This window comes from Mangrovimonas sp. ST2L15, assembly GCF_001280515.1.
GTDB lineage: Bacteria > Bacteroidota > Bacteroidia > Flavobacteriales > Flavobacteriaceae > Mangrovimonas > Mangrovimonas futianensis.
This window is the reverse complement of sequence record NZ_LBIQ01000030.1, coordinates 502,373-522,386: the sequence shown is the minus strand read 5'-3', so window position 1 is coordinate 522,386 and position 20,014 is coordinate 502,373. Positions and strand designations below refer to the sequence as shown.

Annotated in this window: 21 protein-coding genes; 9 read left to right on the top strand and 12 right to left on the bottom strand. The window is 35.4% G+C overall.

Features of this window, described 5'->3' with window-relative positions; genetic code table 11:
- Positions 1–5: 5 nt before the first annotated feature.
- Positions 6–917, top strand: coding sequence for an ABC transporter ATP-binding protein (locus tag ZA07_RS06230; RefSeq protein ID WP_053970859.1), 912 nt, complete (start codon positions 6–8; stop codon positions 915–917).
- Between the two features lies 1 nt (position 918).
- On the opposite strand, the gene ZA07_RS06225 is transcribed toward ZA07_RS06230, so the two are convergent.
- From ZA07_RS06225 to ZA07_RS06215, 3 genes are read right to left on the bottom strand one after another with little or no spacing between them, the layout of a single operon-like run.
- Positions 919–1,329, bottom strand: a complete 411-nt coding sequence (locus tag ZA07_RS06225) for a 3-oxoacyl-ACP synthase (protein WP_231628643.1) — start codon at positions 1,327–1,329, stop codon at positions 919–921.
- A gap of 35 nt (positions 1,330–1,364) precedes the next feature.
- A complete protein-coding gene (locus ZA07_RS06220) occupies positions 1,365–2,477 on the bottom strand; it encodes an FAD-binding oxidoreductase (RefSeq protein WP_053970857.1) in 1,113 nt (370 codons plus the stop codon).
- Positions 2,478–2,524: 47 nt separating this feature from the next.
- Entirely contained in the window at positions 2,525–5,257 is a 2,733-nt protein-coding gene (locus ZA07_RS06215; protein WP_197276705.1) for a reprolysin-like metallopeptidase, read from the bottom strand.
- A gap of 64 nt (positions 5,258–5,321) precedes the next feature.
- Between ZA07_RS06215 and ZA07_RS06210 the strand changes: the two genes are divergently transcribed.
- Positions 5,322–5,858, top strand: coding sequence for a hypothetical protein (locus ZA07_RS06210; protein WP_053970855.1), 537 nt, complete (start codon positions 5,322–5,324; stop codon positions 5,856–5,858).
- A 29-nt stretch (positions 5,859–5,887) separates the two neighbouring features.
- On the opposite strand, the gene accC is transcribed toward ZA07_RS06210, so the two are convergent.
- The 6 genes from accC to pdxA all read right to left on the bottom strand — a co-directional run bounded on the left by accC (position 5,888) and on the right by pdxA (position 10,914).
- A complete protein-coding gene (accC, locus tag ZA07_RS06205; RefSeq protein ID WP_053970854.1) occupies positions 5,888–7,243 on the bottom strand; it encodes an acetyl-CoA carboxylase biotin carboxylase subunit in 1,356 nt (451 codons plus the stop codon).
- A gap of 84 nt (positions 7,244–7,327) precedes the next feature.
- The gene (gene accB / locus ZA07_RS06200) at positions 7,328–7,825 is read right to left on the bottom strand and encodes an acetyl-CoA carboxylase biotin carboxyl carrier protein (protein WP_053970853.1); all 498 of its coding nucleotides are present in this window, start codon (positions 7,823–7,825) and stop codon (positions 7,328–7,330) included.
- A 37-nt stretch (positions 7,826–7,862) separates the two neighbouring features.
- Positions 7,863–8,858 carry a beta-ketoacyl-ACP synthase III gene (locus ZA07_RS06195; protein ID WP_053970852.1) on the bottom strand — a complete coding sequence of 332 codons (996 nt, stop codon included), beginning with the start codon at positions 8,856–8,858 and terminating at the stop codon, positions 7,863–7,865.
- Positions 8,859–9,038: 180 nt separating this feature from the next.
- Positions 9,039–9,242, bottom strand: a complete 204-nt coding sequence (gene rpmF, locus ZA07_RS06190) for a 50S ribosomal protein L32 (protein WP_053970851.1) — start codon at positions 9,240–9,242, stop codon at positions 9,039–9,041.
- 6 nt (positions 9,243–9,248) lie between these two features.
- On the bottom strand, positions 9,249–9,794 hold the full coding sequence (locus ZA07_RS06185) for a DUF177 domain-containing protein (protein ID WP_053970850.1): 546 nt from the start codon (positions 9,792–9,794) through the stop codon (positions 9,249–9,251).
- Between the two features lie 73 nt (positions 9,795–9,867).
- Positions 9,868–10,914: a 4-hydroxythreonine-4-phosphate dehydrogenase PdxA gene (pdxA, locus tag ZA07_RS06180; RefSeq protein WP_053972064.1), complete on the bottom strand. Its 1,047-nt coding sequence runs from the start codon at positions 10,912–10,914 to the stop codon at positions 9,868–9,870.
- A gap of 63 nt (positions 10,915–10,977) precedes the next feature.
- Here pdxA and ZA07_RS06175 point away from each other — a divergent pair, with 63 nt between their 5' ends.
- A complete protein-coding gene (locus ZA07_RS06175; RefSeq protein WP_053972063.1) occupies positions 10,978–11,568 on the top strand; it encodes a riboflavin synthase in 591 nt (196 codons plus the stop codon).
- On the opposite strand, the gene ZA07_RS06170 is transcribed toward ZA07_RS06175, so the two are convergent.
- The gene (locus tag ZA07_RS06170) at positions 11,565–11,744 is read right to left on the bottom strand and encodes a hypothetical protein (protein ID WP_231628642.1); all 180 of its coding nucleotides are present in this window, start codon (positions 11,742–11,744) and stop codon (positions 11,565–11,567) included. The two genes, ZA07_RS06175 and ZA07_RS06170, sit on opposite strands and share 4 nt — an antisense overlap.
- Positions 11,745–12,316: 572 nt before the next feature.
- On the opposite strand from ZA07_RS06170, the gene ZA07_RS06165 reads away from it, so the two are divergent.
- The 6 genes from ZA07_RS06165 (at position 12,317) to ZA07_RS06140 (ending at position 16,624) form a co-directional block, all read left to right on the top strand.
- Entirely contained in the window at positions 12,317–13,603 is a 1,287-nt protein-coding gene (locus ZA07_RS06165) for a site-specific integrase (RefSeq protein WP_197276704.1), read from the top strand.
- A 16-nt stretch (positions 13,604–13,619) separates the two neighbouring features.
- Complete coding sequence (locus ZA07_RS06160) at positions 13,620–14,384, top strand: hypothetical protein (protein ID WP_157492078.1); 765 nt, start codon at positions 13,620–13,622, stop codon at positions 14,382–14,384.
- A gap of 76 nt (positions 14,385–14,460) precedes the next feature.
- A complete protein-coding gene (locus ZA07_RS06155) occupies positions 14,461–14,748 on the top strand; it encodes a helix-turn-helix domain-containing protein (RefSeq protein ID WP_053970846.1) in 288 nt (95 codons plus the stop codon).
- Between the two features lie 2 nt (positions 14,749–14,750).
- Complete coding sequence (locus ZA07_RS06150) at positions 14,751–15,440, top strand: hypothetical protein (protein ID WP_157492077.1); 690 nt, start codon at positions 14,751–14,753, stop codon at positions 15,438–15,440.
- Entirely contained in the window at positions 15,440–16,174 is a 735-nt protein-coding gene (locus tag ZA07_RS06145; RefSeq protein WP_053970844.1) for a hypothetical protein, read from the top strand. The genes ZA07_RS06150 and ZA07_RS06145 overlap by 1 nt, the downstream gene beginning before the upstream one ends.
- A gap of 30 nt (positions 16,175–16,204) precedes the next feature.
- Positions 16,205–16,624, top strand: coding sequence for a hypothetical protein (locus ZA07_RS06140; RefSeq protein WP_157492076.1), 420 nt, complete (start codon positions 16,205–16,207; stop codon positions 16,622–16,624).
- A 56-nt stretch (positions 16,625–16,680) separates the two neighbouring features.
- Here the strand turns inward: ZA07_RS06140 and ZA07_RS06135 are convergent, their stop codons facing one another.
- Together ZA07_RS06135 and ZA07_RS06130 are read right to left on the bottom strand one after the other, a co-directional pair.
- Positions 16,681–17,388, bottom strand: a complete 708-nt coding sequence (locus ZA07_RS06135; RefSeq protein ID WP_053970842.1) for a HesA/MoeB/ThiF family protein — start codon at positions 17,386–17,388, stop codon at positions 16,681–16,683.
- The gene (locus ZA07_RS06130; protein WP_053970841.1) at positions 17,385–20,012 is read right to left on the bottom strand and encodes a DUF4132 domain-containing protein; all 2,628 of its coding nucleotides are present in this window, start codon (positions 20,010–20,012) and stop codon (positions 17,385–17,387) included. The genes ZA07_RS06135 and ZA07_RS06130 overlap by 4 nt, the downstream gene beginning before the upstream one ends.
- Positions 20,013–20,014: the final 2 nt, after the last annotated feature.

Below are 20,014 nucleotides of genomic sequence, written 5' to 3'. Positions count from 1 at the left end.
TGCACATGCTTAAAGTAAATCACCTATCCTTTTCTTATAATAAAACACCAATTTTACAAGATATTTCGTTTGAAGTCTTACCAGGTGAACATGTTTCCATAATTGGTGAAAGCGGGTCTGGAAAAAGTACGCTTTTAAAACTTCTATATGGAGAAATGGATTTGGACCATGGACAGATTTTTTGGAAAGATGTCGAAGTGCTTGGACCTAAACACAATCTAGTTGTTGGTTACCCTTTCATGAAATACGTAGCTCAGGAATTTGATTTAATGCCTTTTATTACAGTGGAAGAAAACGTGGGAAAACATCTTTCCAATTTTTATCCGGAAGAAAAACAGAAGCGCGTTGAAGAATTGCTTGAAGTAGTTGGTCTTACGGACTTTGCAAAAGTAAAGGTAAAAACACTAAGTGGCGGACAAAAACAGCGTGTAGCACTAGCTAGAGCAATTGCAAAAGAGCCCGAAATTATGTTACTCGATGAACCCTTTGGACATATTGATAATTTTAAAAAACACCCATTAAGAAGAAATTTCTTCAACTACTTAAAACGAAACAATGTTAGTTGCGTGGTGGCAACCCATGATAAAGAGGATGTACTCCCTTATTCTGATAAAATGATAGTTCTGAATGATCACATAATTCTAGAACAAGGCACACCCATGTCCCTGTATAATCACCCGAAAAACAAATTAGTTGCTTCCTTCTTTGAAGAATACAATAAGATTGATGAGAAAATTGTTTATGCCCACCAATTAAAAGTAGTTAACCACTCGGAAATGGAATCTGTTATCAAAAAATCCTATTTTTTAGGACAAACTTTTTTGATAGAAGCCATATACAAAGGAAAATCCATTTACTTTCATCATGTTCATGCTTTGGAAGAAGGAGAAACAGTCTTTCTTTCTATAAGTAAATAATTTACTCGATTTTCGTTATTTGGAAGGTTTGACCATTAAAGTTTATGGTGTCTTGAAGTTGTTTTCCAATTAAAATTTTACCCATGGGAGTATTTGGTGATATAGCATAAAAAGCTATTCCATCCGCACTTAATTCACCTAAACTAACAGCAATATAATAGTTGTGTCTTGAAGTATAGACTACACTACCTAGCCCAATATTTTCAGATACATGCTTCGGATTAATCCTTTTTAAGATTTCCAAAAGTTTTTCCGTTTCGGACAGCTGGTTACCTGCTTTTTCACGTTCTAATTGCAACATAGCTCTTCCTGTTTCGTGCTTATCACCTGCACTACTTTTTGTTTCAGACAACATGGACTCTTGAATTTCATAAATGCCTTTTTGAATAGCCTTAATCCGAGCTTTGGTCATTTCCAAACAGATTTTAAGAAGTTCTTCCTTTATCATCAATCTAATAATTCTGCCAATTCCTTACCGATTAAACTACCAATTGCTACACCCATCCCTCCCAGTCTAACACCAGCAAAAACATGGTTGGATAATTGTTTGACAATGGGCGCTTTTGTTTCGCCAACACCCATTATACCGCTCCATCTATGATCGATTTCAATTGATTTATTGGGTAATATGACCGTTTTTAATAAGGCTTCCAATGAATTCTGTATTAATTCAGTTTGGTTTAATTCAACTGTTTCTTCCCCTTTGAAATCTAAATTTCTACCGCCTCCAAGCAAAATTCTATTATCGATATTTCTAAAGTAATAATATCCTTGATCCAAGTGAAATGTTCCCTTGATGTGTAAATCTTCTATTGGTTTGGTAATTAGGACCTGTGCTCTAGCAGGTTTAACAGGTAGCTCCATTAACTGTGATGCAAATCCATTGTTTGCTATAAATAGTTTAGAGGTACTAAACTCAAATTCTTTAGTCTTTATCTGAACACCATGATTCGTTTCTGAAAATGACAACACCTCAATTCCATTTAGTATTTTGATTCCTTTATTTTGGGCCATTTGCAATAGTCTTTCCATCATCTTTCCAGTATCTAGCTGCCCTTCAAATGGATTAAATACATATTGGTCTTTAATATTTTGAAACCCAAATTTATTTTCACAAACCTGAAATACATTTTTATTAAATAGTGGCTGTAATAACTTGTTAATTCGAGAAATGTTTTCCATGCATTCCTCATAAATGGGATCCTTCTTAAGAAACAGTTCATACCCCCCATTTGGATCATACCCCATTCCCTTATCCCCCACCAGCTTTCTTAAGAGTTCTAATCCATTAATACGCTTTTTGGCAAGTTCAAATACTGCAGTTTCCGATTGGGTTTTTAAATCATCTAAAAGTTCGCTCAAACTTCCAAAACATGCAAAACCAGCATTCTTAGTACTAGCGCCTTGGGGCAAAATTCCTTTTTCCAAAATCAAAATACTAGACTCCGGGAATCTTTCATTTAAATTAAGGGCAGTATTTAACCCAACAATACCACTCCCTATAATGGTGAAATCTACTTTTGTGAGCCACGATTTTATTTCCCAATAAGATAAATTCATATAAAAAAGGCCCCTAATTGGGGCCTTGATAATTTAAAAGATTTTATTTAGTTAACTATTATTTTCTTGGTAACCTTTTTGGAACCATCCATAATGTTTAATAAATACAATCCAGATTGAACATTATTCAATTGTATTGTTTCAGAAAAATCTCCAGAAGCGGTATATTCATTTTTGAATACTTGTCTTCCTCTAATATCAAAAACTTCCAATCCTACCTGACTTGATGTAGGTCTAAACTTCACGGTGAAATTTCCATTGTTAGGATTTGGATAAACAGCAAGGTCATTAATTTCAAATGATTCAGTCGATAATACTGGAGCTACATCTTCACTACATAACTGTATCGTAAATGTATTAAGTGTTCCTCCTGACCCATCAACAACTACATCTTTAAAATAAACAATCCAATCACCTGCACTATTCTCACCAACAGCATCTGTGAAATTAGTCAAGGTGTATGGTGTAAATTCAGTGTCATCATTAGTAGAACAAGTAGGATCAACACCATCCAATCCAAACCATTTATCCATATCTGCATTTGTACAAGAAGTTTCATTGTACCAGATACCTGTATTCAATGCAGTTGACCATGGAAACCAAAACAACACATTAACTTGACCCATATTTGGGTGTGTGATATCCACATGTGTTTTAATATCTGAAATGGTAAAGGAATCATTTATAGTCATAGATATTCCAGGATAACTATTGTCACTACTTTCTGTTATAGCTGCATCTAGATTAAATGTATAATCTTCACATACGTTTACTGGTTCATAAACATAATCCCCAACTGCAAAGAACTTTTGGTTCACAGAGAAAAAGATATTTCCAGCAGCCTCTACCATAATTCGGCAGTAAGGAGCAGAAACATTAGGTACTGTGATAGCTTCTGAACCATCATTAGGAGTATTTGCGGCTAATATGGTACCATATGTCAGTCCGCCATCAGTTGATAATAAAATATTTACATTAGCCGTATTGACACCATTTCCTGTAGTTCCTGCAACATCCCATGTAACTGTTTCTGTTTCGTTTGGAGTCCAAACCAACTGATCTTCTGTTTGAGAAGTTACCAAGAAAGGTCCAGCACTAGTAGTAACAGTAGCAGTCATTTCATCTACAGCAGTTTGACCTCCAGCTTCATCATTGTCTCTTACGGTCAGTCTGAAGTTTAAATCTCTGGCTACCCCAGATAATTTTTCCCAATCAGTAGACCCGTTGGTGATGTACAAATCTTGTAAATTAGGAATGTATCTTATTGGGTTTTCAGTGCCTTTAAATGATCTTACCATTGGTCCAGACGCTGTAGTCTCTGTTGGAACACCAGCTGGTCCTAAATCATATTGCTCCCAAGTAAATGTATGAGTATCTATTCCGTCTACATCTGTCGATGCTCCCATTAACTTATAAGGGGTTAACATAGGAATTAAGTAATCAGAACCAGCATCAGAAGTAGGAGCACTGTTTCCTGTATCGGTAGTAGTAGCACAGTTTGCAGAGGTGGTTATAACATCCCACATCATTTGTAAACTCTTTTGATGAAAATAATCATCACTATTACTTTGAATGTTTTGAGGAGCACAAATGCCCGCATAGGCCATTATAGTTGTTCCACTACCTGGTTCATAAGCATTGGATGCGGTACGGTTACTTCCTGCACAGTTACCTGTATTACCATTAAAAGTGTGAGGTGCACCAAATTGATGACCAATTTCATGAGCTACATAATCTACATCATAGGCATCCCCTACTGGTGATGGCGAACCTGTAATTCCTCTTGCTTTTTGAGTACTATTACAAACAACACCCAATCCAGCTAAGCCTCCTCCACCAGTACTAAATGTATGGCCAATGTCATAATTGGCTGTACCTATAACGCTGGTGATTACCGTTTGACTTTGGTTTATTAAGGTAGATGCATTGTTATTATCAAAGCTATCAGAAGTAATATAAATAATATCTAAGTTATCTGGCACCAAGGTCATCGTTACAGATAAATCTTGCTCATAAATACCATTCACACGTGTCATTGTGACTACCATAGCAGCCAAAACCGCAGCTTTTTTATCTGCTTCGGAATCTAATGCTGTTAACCCAGCAGCCATCCAATGAAATTCTGAGTATTCTATTGTAGAAGCTAGTGCCAACCTATAATCTCTCAATAAGCCATCATCTGCATTAAAAAACTGAGATTGAACATTGTTCTTATTTGAATCCATTGAATCATCCTCGAATTCACAAACAAAATCATTTATCACAGGCAAATCATTTTTAGAATAAACCATATATGTGTCCTCACTATTCATGTAAGGATCGATATATTCTGTTGCTTCAATGTTTCCTAGCGTCATGGTATGTAATCCCTTAGGAGTTATACTGAAGCGTATTTTTCTGCCGGGATGATTTACACTTGTACCTACATACGAGCGAATATTAGGAAAATTTGCTTGTAAATCTTCATGCATAACAGAGGCCTCTTTAATCCTAAAAGCTTCAAAGCCTCCTTGAGAGTTAGGAAATTCAATGATTAGATTAGAAATTCCTTGGTTGGTTCTTCTATTTGGTGCACTCTGCAATTTGGACTTTAACAAGCCCAAATCCAATTGGTAAAATTCTGCTTTTGAAGGGAAGGCCTTTCCAAAAGCCAAAGTGGCATTTCTTGTATTTTTATTGGTTGTCTTTGTCCAAACACCTTTTTCATTTTGTGAAAAAAGTGATAATGAAAAACCAAAAATCAATAAAAAAAGAAATGATTTTGTGTAATTTTTTCTCATTTTTATACTAGTTAATTGATTATTTAAAATTATGACCTTATTTTCATTAGTGCAAAGTTTTAACATGATTACTTTTAAAAATGTCTTAATCAAAGCAACTATTATAATTTTAGGTTTTCTAATTCCCTCGTGTAAATCTTCGAAGGATTCTAACAAAAACTTCAGCGGTTCCACTTCTGTCTATTGCCCAGAAACTGGCATTTGCAATTTAGAAACACTGACTTCAAAGAACCTTGTCTTACTAAAAGATAACATTGGCAGCCTTTATCCCGAAATTCAGGATGGAAATCATTGTGTTATCTCTTTTGAATTTAAAAAGAATGTAGATCCCAACTTACAGGATGCAAGTTACATCGAATTGGTCCTTTTTGAATTGCCCCCAAATTTTGACAAAAACGTATACGAAAATCAGGATTTGGAGAAACTCAATATGGTTTTTGGAAGATTATGCTTTTGTCGAGGTCAAACGGGCTATTACCCTATAAAGACTGGGTCTCTTAAGTTTGAAGAAAAAGAAGGTGAATTGTTTTTTCAATTAGATTTTCAAATTGACGAGGTCCCTCAAATACTATCACATATAGAAGGTAAAATTAAGGCATAAAAAACTCCGGATTAACCGGAGTTTTATTTTTATTCTTCTTCTACCTTAGGAGCCATTTTAAAATCCTCCATGAACTTAGTGGTATAATTTCCAGCCAAGTAATCTGGATGATCCATCAATTGCCTGTGAAAAGGAATAGTGGTTTTAATACCCTCTATCACAAATTCATCCAAGGCACGTTTCATTTTGTGGATCGCCTCTTCCCTAGTTTGAGCCGTTGTAATCAACTTGGCTATCATGGAATCATAATTGGGCGGAATGGTATATCCCGCATATACATGCGTATCCAAACGTACACCATGTCCTCCAGGAGCGTGTAAGGTTGTAATTTTACCTGGTGAAGGCCTAAAATCGTTATATGGATCTTCGGCATTAATTCTACATTCTATAGAATGAAGATTTGGCAAATAATTCTTTCCAGAAATTGGAACACCAGCAGCAACCAAAATTTGCTCCCTAATCAAGTCAAAATCAATCACCTGCTCGGTAATTGGGTGCTCAACCTGGATACGGGTATTCATTTCCATGAAATAAAAATTACGGTGCTTATCCACCAAGAATTCTATGGTTCCAGCACCTTCGTAATTGATATATTCAGCAGCCTTAACAGCAGCCTTACCCATGGCCTCTCTTAATTCATCAGTCATAAAAGGGGAAGGCACTTCCTCTGTTAGCTTTTGGTGTCGACGTTGAATGGAACAATCTCTTTCTGATAAATGACAAGCCTTACCTGTAGAATCACCTACCACTTGAATTTCTATATGTCGAGGCTCTTCAATAAGCTTCTCCATATACATATCATCATTTCCAAAGGCTGCTTTCGATTCTTGTCTAGCAGAATCCCAAGCGGCTTTTAGATTTTCCTTTTTCCAAACCGCACGCATACCTCTACCTCCACCTCCTGCGGAAGCTTTAAGCATGACAGGATAACCTGTTTCTTCTGCTATTCTTTCACAGTCTTCATAGGTTTCAATAATACCATCACTACCCGGCACACAAGGCACTCCAGCTTCTTTCATAGTTGCCTTTGCCGTAGCCTTATCTCCCATTTTCTCAATCATATCGGCAGAAGCTCCAATAAACTTTATTTTGTGCTCTTCGCAGATTTTAGAGAATTTGGCATTTTCCGAAAGGAATCCATATCCAGGGTGAATAGCATCTGCATTTGTAATTTCTGCAGCTGCAATGATATTTGAAATTTTTAAGTAAGAATCTGTACTGGATGGAGGACCGATACATACGGCCTCATCTGCAAACTTTACGTGAAGACTTTCGGCATCAGCAGTAGAATACACAGCCACTGTTTTGATGCCCATTTCTTTACAGGTCCTAATAACACGTAGTGCTATTTCACCTCTATTGGCTATTAATACTTTTTTAAACATAATTTTTTCCAATTTTCAATCTTCAAAAAGCAAATTCCCAATTAACTTGTGGAATTTGAGAATTGAAATTTGTGATAAATAAGTTTAAGCAGGATCAACCAAGAATAATGGTTGGTCAAATTCTACTGGTGATGAATCGTCAACCAATACTTTTACAACTTTTCCTGAAACCTCTGATTCAATTTCATTGAATAATTTCATAGCCTCAATAATACATAACACATCTCCCTCCTTAATCGTTTGGCCAACTTCAACAAATGTTGGTTTATCTGGAGATGGTTTGCGATAGAATGTTCCAATAATTGGAGATTTTATTGTAATGTATTTAGAATCTTCTGTCGTTGTTGCAGGAGCTACTGGCGCCGCATCACTAGTTGCAGGAGCAGGAGCTGCCGGTGCAGCTACTGCAGGTGTTTGAGCCACATGGGCACCCATTGGAACCTGATGAACGTATGTTGTCGTTTCTTTGTCATCAGATCCTGTTTTAATGGTTATTTTAACATCATCTGTTTCCAATTTAACCTCACTTGCACCAGATTTTGCTACAAATTTGATTAAGTTTTGAATGTCTTTTAAATCCATAGTTTCTTTTTGTTAAAAATTCTATTAGTTGTCTTAGTTAGGAGTTATAAGCCCATTTCAGGTAAATAGAACCCCAAGTAAATCCACCTCCAAAAGCGGCGAAGACCAAATTATCACCTTTCTTGAATTGTTTTTCAAAATCACTTAGTAATAATGGTAAAGTGGCTGAAGTTGTATTACCGTATCTTTGTATATTCTTTAATACTTTAGAATCATCGAGTTTCATTCTGTTGGCAGTAGCATCGATTATTCTAAGGTTTGCTTGGTGAGGAACTAACCAATCCACATCTTCATGAGATAGGTTGTTTCTGGTCATTATTTTTTCGGCAACATCGGCCATATTGGACACAGCAAATTTGAAAACCGTTTTTCCATCTTGGTGCACAAAATGCTGACCTTTCTCTACAGTTTCTTTTGAAGGCGGCAAAATGGATCCACCTGCTTCAATTTTAAGGAATTCTCGTCCTTGTCCATCACTTCTCAAGTATTCATCCTGCAATCCTAGTCCCTCTTCATTTGGTTCCAACAAAACGGCTCCGGCACCATCTCCAAAAATAATACAGGTTGCTCTATCGGTGTAATCAATAATAGACGACATCTTATCGGCTCCAATGATTAGAACCTTTTTATATCTGCCTGATTCAATATAAGCAGCTCCAGTAGACATAGCGTATAAAAAACTGGAACATGCCGCCTGCAAATCATATCCAAAAGCATTGGTTGCTCCTATTTGTGTTGCTGTGTAAACAGCCGTAGAGGCCACCAAGATATCTGGCGTAGCTGTTGCTACAATGACCAAATCAATTTCTTTTGGATCTAAATTTTTCTTCTTTAATAAATCTTTGGCTGCTTCTATGGCAAGGAAAGAAGTTCCTTGTCCTTCTTCTTTGAGAATACGTCTCTCTTTGATTCCAGTCCTAGTGGTAATCCATTCATCATTGGTATCGACCATAGTTTCAAGTAACTTGTTGGTCAACACGAAATCTGGCACATAAGCACCTACAGCTGTTATGGCTGCTGAGATTTTACTCATAGCTATTAAATTAACTGACCCAAAAAACGGCACAAAAAAGGCTATTTAACCCCAAAAAGTTAAAAAAACACTCCGTTTTGGTTAAATTTTATGCAAATTAAGTTGTTTTTGACTTCTATAAAAATTTATCACAAAAAAAACGCTCACAGGTGAGCGTTTTAATATATGCGCGCATAGTACTTATGCTAAATTTTCTTCTGCCTCAGAGTTGTCAATCAACACTTGTCCTCTGTAGTAAAGCTTTCCTTCATGCCAATGAGCTCTATGGTATAAGTGAGCTTCCCCAGTAGTAGGACACGTAGCAATTTGCGGAACAGTTGCCTTATAATGTGTTCTTCTCTTATCTCTTCTAGTTTTGGATATTTTTCTCTTAGGATGTGCCATTATTCTTTATTTTTTATCCGTTAATAGTTTCTTTAATGTATTCCATCGAGGATCTGTTTCCTCTGTATCTTCCTTTATTTCTTTATCCTGCTTTGGACTAAGTTGCTCAAGCTTCTTAAGTATTTCAGAATCTAACGTACCGTCCTTTACACCTGGATGAATTCGCTTTGCTGGAACTGACAAAATTATCAATTCATAAATATATTGTTGAACGTTAATTTGATATTCCCCATGAGGAATAAACAATAAATCTGGTTCTTCATCATTATATTCTTCACCAAATTTAACAACCAAATCAAATGTATTAGCAATTGGCTGATCATAAGGCTCATTAGTCAAATCACAATTGACATTGACAAATCCTTGAATATCAAAATGCAACTCCATAAGAGTTGTTTTTTTATTTAATTCAATTTGAACCTTAACTTCGGCACTGTTATACTCTTGAAACTCAAAATGCTCAAAGAACTTATTAGTGATCTCGTACTCAAATTGATGTTTCCCTAATTTTAATCCAACGAATTGGATATTAAACTCCTTCAATGACTTCATTATCACATCTTATTTGAGCCCGCAAATATACAAAATTTATTTACTCCAGGAATGTTTATAAACATTTTTTTGTTTATAACTTTTTCTGCTTCAATTTTAAAGGGTTTTCGGTAAGTTTCTCATACTCATTACGATTCCTAAAAATACTAATTGCCTTAAAAACCGCTTCTTTAAAAGAGGTTTCATCTGCCTCACCTTTTCCTGCAATTTCATACGCTGTACCATGATCTGGCGAGGTTCTCACCTTTGTCAAGCCCGCTGTAAAATTAACCCCTTTCCCAAAAGCCAAGGTTTTGAAAGGTATAAGCCCTTGGTCATGGTAAGCTGCAATAATGGCGTCAAAATTTTGATAATTTTTGGAGCCAAAAAAGCTATCAGCAGAATAAGGGCCATAAACCAAGTCCCCTTTTTCGCGTATTTCAAGTAGGGTTGGCTTCAAAACTTCATCATCTTCTTTTCCTATTACACCATTGTCGCCTGTATGCGGATTAATGCCTAATACAGCAACCTTTGGTTTTGCAATCTGGAAATCCATTTTCAAAGAATCAATCACCATGGCAACCTTTTCTTTAATCAACTTTTTTGTAATATGATTAGCCACCTCCTTTACAGGAACATGATCAGTAAGCAAACCAACTCTTAAATCATCATGAATCATGAACATTAAACTTTTTCCGCCTAGCTCTTTCGCCAAATAATCTGTATGACCTGGAAATTGAAAATCCTTTGACTGAATGTTATGTTTATTAATAGGTGCCGTTACCAAAACATCGACTTGACCACTCTTTAAGGCCTTCGTAGCAGAAAACAGAGATTTAATGGCAAATTCTCCAACTACTGGATCTTCTTTACCAAAATTTATATTAACTCCAGAATTCCAAGCATTGTAAACGTTAATCTTACCTGGGACTACCTTATTTAGATCATTAATTCCATTAAGGTTAAGTGTTAAGCCTAATTGTTTTTTTATAAAAGAGACCACCTTAACAGAGGCAAAAATGATAGGGGTGCAAAATTCCAGCATTCTGGGGTCCTCAAAAGTTTTAAGGGCCACTTCTGGACCAATCCCATTTAAATCTCCTATAGAAATACCAACGATAATATTTTCTTCTTGCTTCATGAAGTTAAGATAACTTTTGTTTGTAATTTTATCCATGCAAATTTAACCAAATAAATGACAACCATGTTTACGGGAATTATTGAAGATTTAGGAATTGTAAAGGATATATCGCAAGAAGACTCCAACATGCATATTACCATTGAATGTTCATTCACCAATGAATTAAAAATAGACCAAAGTGTTGCCCATAATGGTGTATGTCTTACCGTAGTACAAATAAATGACAGCCTATATACCGTAACAGCCATAGACGAAACTCTAAACAAGACCAATTTAAGGCCCTTAAAAAAAGGGGATTATGTGAACTTGGAAAGAGCTATGAAATTAGGTGATCGATTGGATGGACATATTGTTCAAGGCCATGTTGACCAAACTGCCCAATGCAAAAATATTGAAAATCAGGATGGAAGTTGGATTTTTACTTTTGAATATGATGCTACTCTAAACAATATAACCATAGAAAAGGGCTCTATTACTGTTAATGGTGTCAGCTTAACCGTCGTAAATTCAAAAATAAATGAATTTAGCGTAGCAATCATACCATACACTTTAGAACATACCAATTTCAAAAACCTAAAGGAGGGAGATCAAGTTAATTTAGAATTTGATGTAATTGGGAAATACGTGAATCGTTTAATGGGCAAGCGTCATTAGTTTCTCTTCGAACCTTTTAGGAATGATCTTATTCCTATAACAGATCCAATAATAAAACCTACGAGCAAGCCTCCATCAATAGGAGCTAATCCTGGCGGTGGTGGTGTTGGTGGGGGCACATCAGATGAGGGAATCCCTTGCGCTACGCAAACAATGTTTATTAATACAATGAACATTGTTGTCATTATTGTTTTGGGATATGTTTTCATTCAGTTGTAAAAGTATAAAAAAATGATTTTCAACAAAATAATTTCATTAAAAAGCCTACCAAACCCCTTGGAATTTGATAAATCACTTACAATTAATAGCTTAACGGTCAAATATAATTTTTTTCAATTGATTTCAAATATCGTTATGTTTAAAAATGACTTCTGTTTATTAAGATATTGATAATTGGTATTTCCTGTAAAGAGTTAAACCTATACATGTGCCAAGAGGTAAAAACCTAAAATTCTATTTCCAAGAAGAAAAAAGAAACTCTCAATTGAATAAAGACAAAAGCCCCATGACTATTCAATATGAAAAAAGCCTCTCAATTTCTTGAAAGGCTTGATTTTACTAATGTGGTCCCAACTGGACTATTTTTTAGTTTATTCTATTTGATCTTATTTTAATCCATTGCTACTAAAATCCCTTGTTTTACTAGGCTTAATAGAGATTGTAAATATTTTTAATATATTTGAAATAACAACTTTTCAACCTTATGTTGTCCCCAATGTTGTCCCTTTTTATTAAAACTAACTATTACATGAGCACCGTAAAAAGCACCTCAGGAACCTTAAAATTCCGATTGAAATCTCCGAACGATAAAAAACCAACACCTATTCTTTTTGATTTCAGTTATGGAAGGAGCAAAAGAATAAAATTAACTACTGGTTTTAAAATATTACCAGCAAATTGGGATTCTAAGAACCAAAGGGTAAGAAATATATCGACTATTACAAATAGAGATGATATCAATAGCAAGCTAGCAAGTATTAAGTCTATATTTTTAAAAAACTACTCCCTCTTAAAAGAAGAAGACAAACAAAGTAAATTTAAATTAAAGAACCTATACTTAGATTCTTTAGACACCAGAATAAAGAAACCTAATGAGAACCAATCTTTTTTTGAGTTTAGTGATAACTTTGTGACCTTTCAGGAGGAGCTAAAATCCAAAGGCTCCGGATTAAGCCTAATTACCATTAGAGCTTATAAACAAACCATTAAACAATTAAAATCTTTCAACAGAAAATATGCATTCAATCTTGATTTTGGAGCATTTGACCTCACTTTTTACGATTTGTTCGTCAAATATTTAGAAGACCAAGATTATGCCGCAAATACCATAGACAAACACATTAAAAATCTAGTAGCCTTATTGAATAGGGCTACCGATGATGGTTTCAACTCTTGTTTAAAATACAAACATCGAGACTTTAAAAGAATGCAGGAGAGAACCACCTCTATTTACCTAACAGAAAATGAAATCGACGATCTATATAAATTGGACCTTTCCAAAACCAAAGAATGGGAAAGGGCAAGGGATATCTTTCTTATAGGGTACTATACAGGACAGAGAGTTTCTGACTATAATGGCTTAAATAAAAACCATATTGTTAATTTTGGAGGAAAACAAGTATTTGAAATAACTCAACAGAAGACGAATAAAACGATTTACATACCTGTTCACCCTAAGATTATTGAAATAATGAAATTGAGATACAAAGGTGACCTTCCCAAGAAAATGAATAATCAGGATATTAATACGTACCTTAAAAAAATTGGAAGAAAGGCCAAAATAAAAGAAATGGTTCTTTCAAGAAAAACTATTGGAGGAGAACTCAAGGAACAATTGCTGCCGAAATATGAATTGATAGGAACGCATTCAGCAAGAAGATCTTTTTGTACCAATGCTTATTTATCAAAAATGCCCGTTATTGACATAATGACAATTAGCGGACATACCTCTGAAAAAGAATTTTACAATTATATTAAGGCTACACCAAAAGAAAAAGCTTTAAAAATTGCTGATTCAGCTTTTTTTAATAATTAATCCTTTCCCTACCATTATGAATGTAACCCCTTTCGCAATTAATCCATTGCCCTACAATGAACTTGAACAAACAAAAACTGATCATTCAAATTTCTTAGATAATTACAACTTTATTAAACCAAATTTACCAGAGGATTTTTATTTCCTTTTATTTTTAAACCAAGTCTTATTCGATATAGACATTTTAGATCTCGAAGACTTTTTATACTTCCAAATAGAAAACTCTAACAATCCTTCTCGATTATTTAAAATTCTTGAATTAAAAGTTATTCCAGAGTTTGAAAACATTTTGAACAACCCTATTTTTCTTCAAGAAAACATTAAAAGAGGAGCAGAAAAAGATTTGGACCATGGTTTTTTTATCACCGACAATACCGTATACCATGAATCTATTAACATTCATGTTTTCAAGCATAAATCGTTTTTTTCAAGTTTTAATTCAAGTTTACCCAAGAGACTAGAAATAATTAGGAATGCATTAGCCCAGTCTGATTCCTCTATAAATTCTGAGGTTTTAAACTGGAAGGGAAAGCCTGCTCATTTAGCTTTTATAATAGGTGAGTTAATTGACAATGGATACATAGATCCACCACTGCATAATTCTGGAGACATTAACTATTCAGCAGTTGCTAGACAAATTTTACAGTCCTTCAATTTTGAAGAATCTCCTTCCGATGTAACCCTTAGAAAATATTCCAATCCCGATGATGAAAAAAATCAAGAAGTAAGGGAAAAATTTAAAAAAAACGGACTAACTATACCTCATTCAAAAATGATTTAATAGGGTACCAGTACCTACTGGACTGTATAAATTTTACTTTCACCCCAATTTTGAACCCATAATCAAAATAGATAACATGAGTTCAAAAAAATTACATTTCTATCAATTATCTCCCGAGGAATTTATAGATGATCTTCTTCTAGGAGTTGACCATAAGTTAACCAAGCTTATGAACGCGCTACCCTCAGAAAAAAACAATGAGGACGATTTACTAACCGTAGATGAAACACTTTCATTTCTAAAATGTTCTAAACAGGCACTTTGGAATTGGAGAAAATCAGGAATATTACCTTCCTATCGTTTAGGGAACAGAGTTTACTACAAGAAAAGCGACATCCTCAACAAATTAGTAAAACAATCATAGAAATGACGGGATTTATACAATTACGTCGTGACTTTGTTGACTGGGAATGGTATACCGATGTAAATACTTGCCAAGTTTTTATTCACTGCCTTTTAAAGGTCAACTATATGGATAAGCGATGGCAAGGGATCACCGTCAAAAGAGGAGAGTTTATTACTTCCAATAAAAAGCTTGCTGTGGAAACTGGCATGACCACCAGTAAAGTGAGGACAGCTTTGAAGAAATTGGCGGAATCTGGTCATGTTGCTTTGGAGTCTTCCAACTCATATACCAAAGTGAGGATTAATAATCTGCCTGATTTTATTGTTGATCCTGCAAACGGAGACTTTGAAAATTATTTTGACAAGCGAAATAGCATGCCAAATGACAAGCCAGCTAGCAATCCAGACACAAACCCATCACAAACCAATCACATTCCATTAGCAACAACTAATAAGTATAATAAAGACGATAATCAAATAACAATAGAAAAGAGGAAAAGCCTTTTCAAAAAACAAGTTTTTGAACACACACCCAATTATTCTAATGAAATTTTGAATGCTTTTTATGAGTATTGGACTGAAATGTCACAAGATGGCAAGACCATGCGGTTTGAAACCGAGCGATTTTTTGAAATTAAAAAAAGACTGATCAAGTGGTCAAAAAATGAAAAATTTAAGAAAACAACACCAAAAATGCTAACCAATAGATAATGAGAACAGGTCAATTTAACAGCATAGGAGGTCATTTAGGTAATATGGCTTTTATGAGCCGAGAAAACAATGAAAAAGATATGGAAAACATCCTTAAGCAACATCAAATAGGTAAAACCCAACTATGGGAAAAATTTATAGACCAGTTTGCCAGAATACACGGTAAAGAATTTATTTATGAAGAGCAAACCATCGAAAACTTCATGCCTATTTTTTACTATTTTTTGAGAGATCCAAGGTTTTTTGATTGCTCCGCATTGAAAGGGGATTTAAGTATTCCGAGTTTCAATAAAGGCCTTTTGATTATCGGTGGGTTTGGTGTCGGAAAAACAGATATCATGAAAACCTTTGAGACGTTGTTCAAACGTTTTGACGGACTGAGGTATAAAATGTTTTCCACACCTTCTGTAGTCAATACCTTTGAATCTTGTGGTACACCTGAGGACAAAAGTGCGTTTTTCAAAAACATGAAAACGGGCACCATCCTTTTGGACGATTTAAGCTCTGAAGAAATAGCTAGTAACTATGGGAAAACAGATATCATGAAAAGGGTCATCTTGGAACGATATGATTCCAGGTTGCTAACCCATATGATCTGTAATTTCTCCAATCTAGAAATGGATGTTGTTCAAACGTTGCAGGATTTAGGAGATAGATATGGCTCCAGAGTATATGATCGCCTGTTTGAAATGTTCAATATCATTGTATTTAAAGGAAAAAGCTTTAGAAGATAACACAAGCCTAATTCCATAAAAATTAAAATCATGAAACAGTGCAAATTTTGCAAAACGGATTTCGAACCTAGAAGAAAAAACCATGTGTATTGTACAACAAGTTGTAAGACCATGGCTAGCTATAAACGAAATAAATACAAATATGTGCCCGGACACTATCAAAAAGAACACGGTATAAACCAACAATTAGTACCAATAACAAATTTACCCAAAGAGGATGTCTCCAAGGAGCAATTAATAGATGTAGCTTCAAATAGCCCCAAGAACCCCAAGAGCAATATTGCCCACGCCGCGGCGGGTAACCTTTTGGCAGATGCCTCTGTTTATGGGTTGAAAAAGCTTTTGTCTCCGGATTCATTGAACGCAACAAAAGGAGATCTTAAAACGTTAAAAAAAGACATTGAAGAACTCAAGATTCAAATTCAACAGCTTGTGAATAACAGGTACTAACCTTTTCCACGTTTTTACCATAAATCAAAAGGCGGTCAATTAATAGGAAACGGACTCTATTTCAATAACAAAGTCCTAAATACAAGCTTCATCATATCAAAATACAAGAGTTTTCCTTGAAGTACTTCTTTAGAGCCTAAAATTATTTTTACCACCTCATTTACCTGAAAATTAGCTGTAGCTGCAACTACATAGGGCATGACCCCAGAATCACTACAATTTTCCGCTCGGAAAATGTTTTCCGTCTGCCTAAAAACCTCTTTTAGGGATTTGCCTCCTTTGTAATTAAATACCGAAACCTGACCTTCAAAGCCTTTAACTCCTGCAAAGACTAAAGGTATTTTATGGTAAGAGCAATAGCTGTCTATTAAAAGTCGGCTTGAGTAATTATCAGTGCCATCAACGATCACATCAACTCCTTCAAAGTAGTTCTTCAAGTTTTCCGGAGCTAAAAAGTTATTGTGGGCAATAACTTTAATGGTAGAATTTCTATGCTCTAAGGTTTCCTTTGCTACGGAGCTTTTAAAACGCCCCACATCACTTTCTTTGAATAACAGTTGCCGCTGTAAATTTCGCAGTTCAACGGTGTCACCATCAATCAAGGTTAATCGGCCAATACCTAAACCTGTTAAGGACAATGCTGCAAAACAGCCCAAGCCACCACAGCCAACAATAGCTACATGAGCTCTATTGATTTTTAGTTGACCTTCCTTGTTTATTTCAGGAAGACGTTCTTGAACCGTATACCTTTCATCATTCGTCACGATCGATTGATTTGGCTTAAAATGGTAGGATCTGTTATCTTGTGGTCATCTGCCAACAAGAACGCTTTACTAAGAACCAACGAAAGGCCTCTGTCTCCTTCAAATGGTAAGAAAACCTTGTCTGTAATAGCCTCCTTTCCTCTTGCCTGGACAATACATAAATATTGATCGTTTGGCGCCATAAGTATATTGGTGCTTCCAATATGGATTTTATAAGTTCGTTTAGAACCCTTAACAATCAAAAACTTCCCATCGATATGGGCTACTTTTTTAATTTTTAACCTTGGAAGTAGTTTCTCTATGATATCCTTTCTTGTTTTGGCTATTTCCGTAAGGTTACCAAAAGAGTATGTTGTCCAGTAATCGCCATATTGGGGCAATCCACCATTATCACGCCATTCGGGATCATTCCCCACGCTACTAACCCCTACAAACAGATCTACATCTCGCATGACCTCTGTAAAAACTAGCTTAGGAACATCAACCAAATCCATAACTTCCATGTTCTTATCAATAAAACGCACTTGGTCTGTAGCTACATAGTTCCAGATTCCAGTATCATTAAAAGCATCATCAGCATTTAATTCATTGATCCAATATTGGGCCGTTATGTCGTGTTTAATCATTTTAATGCTAGCCATTTCTGCATCCACGCCATTATCAAAGGCTCCCATAAGTGTGTACTTCCATCCTCGAACAGAAGTTAGGGCATTAAATTGATGTTGCTTTAATATATGAGCCGCCATCCTATTGCTATAAGTCTTGGTATTGATTTCAGCATCAGTCAACAAATAAACTTCCCTATAAACCTGCTTAAGAGGTTGTTTTATTTCCAATTCCTCAAATTGCTGACGCCAAAACATGATTTGATCTACTGAGTCATAAATGGGGTGCCACAACCTAACCGATGTGTTTTCGTCAATCCAATGAACAACTTCCTTATGTTCATCCAGCCATTGTCCGTCAACCCACATGACCGTGTGGTAATCCTTCTCCTTTTTAAATTGCCACAATAGTCGTTTGGCGATAAAACTGACTAGACCATGGTTTAAATAAAATTTCTCAAAATTTTCCAAACTCCAAACGCGGTCATCCAAATAGATGCGATCTATGCGGTCTCTTTGAGCAGTAAGATACTTTTTTATTTGGGCCACGTCTGATTTAACCTTTTTAAGAACCTTTTTATGGGATTCTGATTGGTTAACAAAGGAAGGCGTGGATTTTTGAGTTGCTCCATCAGGCTTTATCCAAACCGAACTTACCTTTCCTATATCTTCAACACGCAATCTCAGTTTATAATCTTCAAAATCAATCGACTTCTCACCCTGTATCAATCCAAAATCAGGGATGGACAATTCCTCAATTTCAGAGGACGATATCCCCAATTTTTTTGACGCTTCTTCCAGATATTTAGTAATTAAATTTCGGGTGCTATTCTGTTTGATCCGGAGTTTTAAACGCGATAAATGACTGATTCCTTCCAGTCCTTTGGAATTTGCCAACACATACAAGCAAGCATTTCCTACGGCAGCGGCTGCTGGCCCCACTCCTGGTATTTTTTTAAAGGATCTCTCAGCTAGTTTGGCCACTAACTCTAGGGTTTTAGAATCATAGAACTTAACCAAGCTCCAAACCATTCCCTTCAAGAAAACAAGATTTTTTTCATCTATGAACTCATGGGTATTATAGGTATATGTGCGCCCACCATAGGTGTCTGTTTTGGTTACTATAATCTCCTTAAGAGAACAAACAAGTTCAATCCACGGTTGAATCAATGCTTTATACTTAGTAATTCCAATGTTATCAATGACTTCACTGGTAGCCTTTAGGTATTTTTGGGTTGGTTTGGATGACTTGGCCGTTATAAATAAATGGGCTAATTCATAAACTGAATTTATCATTTCTTTATCAAGGCTTTGAATATCGTGATTGACCACTTTTCCAAACCGATCTGCTGTTAATTTATAAGGAAGTGTGGTGCCTTCTTCATGATCGTCTTCAAACACCCATTTCTGGATTTTCAATCTGACTTTTTCCATGTCGGTGCCCCAATAGCTTCTTTCTTGTTTCATTTGTGGCCACTTTAGGAAACCTTCCAAGAACGTCTTGAGCTCGTTAGACATACCATCTTTTTTGATGATACGCTCAAGCTGTTGAATGGTAAATCCAATGGGCCATTCAACAAATTTTCTGATATTCGCTTCATCAGATTTCTTGTACTTTTTTAAGAGATATTCAAGTTCAGAAATCTCATAACTTAAATCAGATCTTAACAATCCACTTAAAAGTTCACTATATATAGATTCCAATAATCTTTCAGGATCACGACTAGTCCAAGATTTTTTTTTGTCATTCTTCTTTTTAATGTCATTGAAGCGCCTTATCAAATAAACAACCAATTCTTTCTTATAAGAGGCACTTCGGCCTTTAATCACCTTATAAGACTTTAATTTCCCCCAAGTAATGACTGAATACCACCCAGGAGAATTGTAGGTATCGTTAATTTCATCAACGACCTGTTTTAGGTCTTGATCAAACCTCTTTTGATGTTTGCTTTCTAAGTTTATTTCTAGGTCGCTTTGATTACTCTTAAACAGCGACTTTAAAGTGTCTTTAATTCCCATAT

Coding starts and splice junctions, on each gene's coding strand:
- ZA07_RS06215 (WP_197276705.1), bottom strand. CDS start 5,257: ATGAGAAAAAATTACACAAAATCATTTCTTTTTTTATTGATTTTTGGT.
- ZA07_RS06145 (WP_053970844.1), top strand. CDS start 15,440: ATGAGAACAGGTCAATTTAACAGCATAGGAGGTCATTTAGGTAATATG.
- ZA07_RS06225 (WP_231628643.1), bottom strand. CDS start 1,329: ATGACCAAAGCTCGGATTAAGGCTATTCAAAAAGGCATTTATGAAATT.
- ZA07_RS06130 (WP_053970841.1), bottom strand. CDS start 20,012: ATGGGAATTAAAGACACTTTAAAGTCGCTGTTTAAGAGTAATCAAAGC.
- ZA07_RS06175 (WP_053972063.1), top strand. CDS start 10,978: ATGTTTACGGGAATTATTGAAGATTTAGGAATTGTAAAGGATATATCG.
- ZA07_RS06195 (WP_053970852.1), bottom strand. CDS start 8,858: ATGAGTAAAATCTCAGCAGCCATAACAGCTGTAGGTGCTTATGTGCCA.
- accC (WP_053970854.1), bottom strand. CDS start 7,243: ATGTTTAAAAAAGTATTAATAGCCAATAGAGGTGAAATAGCACTACGT.
- ZA07_RS06220 (WP_053970857.1), bottom strand. CDS start 2,477: ATGAATTTATCTTATTGGGAAATAAAATCGTGGCTCACAAAAGTAGAT.
- ZA07_RS06155 (WP_053970846.1), top strand. CDS start 14,461: ATGAGTTCAAAAAAATTACATTTCTATCAATTATCTCCCGAGGAATTT.
- ZA07_RS06170 (WP_231628642.1), bottom strand. CDS start 11,744: ATGTTCATTGTATTAATAAACATTGTTTGCGTAGCGCAAGGGATTCCC.
- ZA07_RS06165 (WP_197276704.1), top strand. CDS start 12,317: ATGAGCACCGTAAAAAGCACCTCAGGAACCTTAAAATTCCGATTGAAA.
- ZA07_RS06230 (WP_053970859.1), top strand. CDS start 6: ATGCTTAAAGTAAATCACCTATCCTTTTCTTATAATAAAACACCAATT.
- ZA07_RS06210 (WP_053970855.1), top strand. CDS start 5,322: ATGATTACTTTTAAAAATGTCTTAATCAAAGCAACTATTATAATTTTA.
- rpmF (WP_053970851.1), bottom strand. CDS start 9,242: ATGGCACATCCTAAGAGAAAAATATCCAAAACTAGAAGAGATAAGAGA.
- ZA07_RS06160 (WP_157492078.1), top strand. CDS start 13,620: ATGAATGTAACCCCTTTCGCAATTAATCCATTGCCCTACAATGAACTT.
- ZA07_RS06185 (WP_053970850.1), bottom strand. CDS start 9,794: ATGAAGTCATTGAAGGAGTTTAATATCCAATTCGTTGGATTAAAATTA.
- ZA07_RS06140 (WP_157492076.1), top strand. CDS start 16,205: ATGAAACAGTGCAAATTTTGCAAAACGGATTTCGAACCTAGAAGAAAA.
- accB (WP_053970853.1), bottom strand. CDS start 7,825: ATGGATTTAAAAGACATTCAAAACTTAATCAAATTTGTAGCAAAATCT.
- ZA07_RS06150 (WP_157492077.1), top strand. CDS start 14,751: ATGACGGGATTTATACAATTACGTCGTGACTTTGTTGACTGGGAATGG.
- pdxA (WP_053972064.1), bottom strand. CDS start 10,914: ATGAAGCAAGAAGAAAATATTATCGTTGGTATTTCTATAGGAGATTTA.